Origin of the sequence: Desulfovibrio sp. An276, assembly GCF_002159665.1 — a bacterium.
GTDB lineage: Bacteria > Desulfobacterota > Desulfovibrionia > Desulfovibrionales > Desulfovibrionaceae > Desulfovibrio > Desulfovibrio faecigallinarum.
This window is the reverse complement of the sequence record NZ_NFJC01000097.1, coordinates 1-632: the sequence shown is the minus strand read 5'-3', so window position 1 is coordinate 632 and position 632 is coordinate 1. Positions and strand designations below refer to the sequence as shown.

The following is a 632-nucleotide window of genomic DNA, read 5'->3' as shown; positions in this document are numbered from 1 at the left end:
ATAAGAATGGTAAATTTACTCAAACAGAAGCAAGCAGAGTAACTGGTTATTCTCGTGTTACAATTGGTAAATGGTGTAGAAATGAAGAATATACAGCAAAACCAAGGGGGCATAGAGCTGCTGCATTTTCAGAAGAAGAATTGACTCAATTGGCAGAATTTATAGAAAATAATGTAGATGCTACCCTTGCTGAGATTAGAGAGCATTTTGGTAAAAATTGTTCTCTTTCGTCAGTACATAGGGCTATTCAAAAAATTAAATTTACATTTAAAAAAAAGCCTGCATGCCGATGAGCAAGACAGTGAGGAAGTAATTGCAGCCAGAAAAGAATTTCTTGAAAAAATCTTGGAAATTAATCTCTATGCATTGAATTTTTTGGATGAATCAGCGACACGTACAGATATGACGCGAAAATATGGAAGAAGTTACAAAGGAAAACGATGTGTCGACTCTGCTCCTGGTTCTTGGAAAACTTTAACACTCATGGCGTCTTTTAACTTGAATGGCGATATATCCCCTGTTATTTTTCCAGGAGCACTAAATAGAATAACTTTTGAAAAGTGTCTCGAAAAATTTATTCTTCCAAGTATTAAACCAGGACATACACTAGTATTAGATAACTTAAGTTCTCA

2 protein-coding genes are annotated in these 632 nt (G+C 34.7%); both read left to right on the top strand.

From position 1 onward, the window contains the following. On the top strand, nucleotides 1-293 hold a 293-nt coding region (locus B5F76_RS14690; protein WP_204218456.1), incomplete at its 5' end, for an IS630 transposase-related protein. Further along, a partial coding sequence (locus tag B5F76_RS14685) for a transposase (protein WP_204218455.1) occupies nucleotides 208-632 on the top strand: 425 nt, incomplete at its 3' end. The genes B5F76_RS14690 and B5F76_RS14685, both read left to right, overlap by 86 nt.